Below are 1,803 nucleotides of genomic sequence, written 5' to 3'. Positions count from 1 at the left end.
GTCGTCGTGGGTGGCGAACTGGAGGTCGTCGCCGCCGATGACCATGCTGGTGAGGCGCTCGATCTCGGTGGTGGTGAACTGGTCGGGCAGCGCGATCGGGAGCAACCGGAATCCGTCGCGGAGGGTGTTGAGCGCGGTCGCGAGCCCGGCGACGTTGTCGCGTGCAGCGACGTCGACCTGCACGGTGAGGACATGACGGTTGTGGCTCCAGCGGGATGGGTTGAGGATCACCTCGGCGACCGCGCGGGACAGAACACCGCGGCGTAGCAGCCCGGTGAAGTGATCGGTGAGCACCGCCGCTGCCCGGGAAAGGTCCTTGCCGGGCAGGTCGAAATCCTGGCGGGTGATGACCAGCACCTCACGAGCCCGCCGCGGCGACCCGATCGACGTCGATGACATGGGCACCATGACCGACATCCTATGTGGCCGACCGTTGGCCGCTCACTGTTGGTGATCGAGGTATCCGGTCGGTGTGATCGGGATGTTCCCGGAGGCGATGGTGGCGACGTCGGCGCGTAGTTGGTTGCCGTCGGGTCGGTGGTAGGCGTCGGTGGTGGTGGCGCGGATGACGGGTAGGTGCCGGTAGAGGATCAGGACTTCGCCGCGGGGCAGGGTGCGGATCGCGGCGGGTGGGTAGATCGGGACGCGTTCGGTGGTGCGGCTCCCGCCGTGGGTTGGGGGGAGTAGCCCGCCGGTGGGGTGGGTGTCGCGGTGGGTGGTGCGGTCGCCGATGATCTTTGACAGCCAGGTGAGGGTGTCGTCGTCTTTGATGCCGCCCCACACGGCGAAGACGGTGGAGTTCTCGATGAGGTCGCGGGCGCGGGTGCCGTAGACGGCGTCGAGTTGGGACAGTGATTGCGCGGCCCAGTGGATGAGGACACCGCGTCCGGCGGAGTCGGCTTGCATGGTGGGCAGGTCGGGTACGGGTGTGGCGGAGGGGAGTTCGTCGAGGACGATCGTGGCGGGTGGGTCGAGCCGGCGTCCGGGTCGGGTGAGGGCGAGCCGTCGGGCGGTGGTGATCCATTCGTCGACGATGGTGGTGAGGATCGGGATCGCGGCGGCGTCGTTGTCCTCGGCGATCAGGTACAGCGCTCCGCCGGCGGTGATGAACGCTTCCAGGTCGTAGGAGGTGTCGGGGTCGATGTCGCACAGCCGCCGCACTCGTGGGTCGGAGAACGGTTCCAGGGCGCGGCGCACGGACATCCAGACGGCGTCGGCGGTTTCGGCGACCATGGACAGCTCGGCTTTCAACGCGGCCGCGAGGTGGGCGTAGTCGCTGTGGCTGGTGAGGATGTTGACTGCTTCGTGGGCGGTGGTGCGGTCGGTGGCCCAGTCGGCGATCCGACTCAACGCACTCCCACCACCACCGTCGGCCGCCGTGGTGGTGGTGTGGGCGGCGGCGAGGAGGTAGGCGCCGACGACGCCGATGGCGCGTTGGCGGAACACGCGGTCGTTCCCGGCGCCTCGTCCGCCGCCGGCCTCGATGGTGGTGGCGGCGGCTTCGACGAGGCGTTTCGCCGTCGCCCAGGCTTGTTGTTGGTCGCGGCAGCCGTGCAGCGGTGACCAGGGCAGGGTCGCGGGCCAGGTGGTGGTGCCGGTCAGGTCGAACACCCACACCGGTCCGGCGCCGGGGCGGCGGGCGCGGGAGAGCGCGGACAACTCGAGCAGGTCGGGTTTGGTGGTGGAGCACAACAGAGCGCCGGGTGCGTCGATGCAGATCCCGCACAGCCAGCACCGGGTCTTCCCGGACTGGGTGGTGGCGATCACCCCGGTCGGGTTCGTGAACGGCGCCCACAGTTGCCC

The 1,803-nt window shown here is 69.4% G+C and carries 2 protein-coding genes; both read right to left on the bottom strand.

The genetic code is table 11. The features are described from left to right. Window positions 1-408: hypothetical protein (locus Ae331Ps2_RS29475; protein ID WP_217695667.1), on the bottom strand; the 408-nt coding region annotated here is incomplete at its 3' end. A 33-nt stretch (window positions 409-441) separates the two neighbouring features. Next, a partial coding sequence (locus Ae331Ps2_RS29470) for a type IV secretory system conjugative DNA transfer family protein (protein ID WP_217695666.1) occupies window positions 442-1,803 on the bottom strand: 1,362 nt, incomplete at its 5' end.

It is taken from the genome of Pseudonocardia sp. Ae331_Ps2 (assembly GCF_001932405.1).
Taxonomy (GTDB): Bacteria; Actinomycetota; Actinomycetes; order Mycobacteriales; family Pseudonocardiaceae; genus Pseudonocardia.
This window is presented reverse-complemented; position numbering and strand designations above follow the sequence as displayed.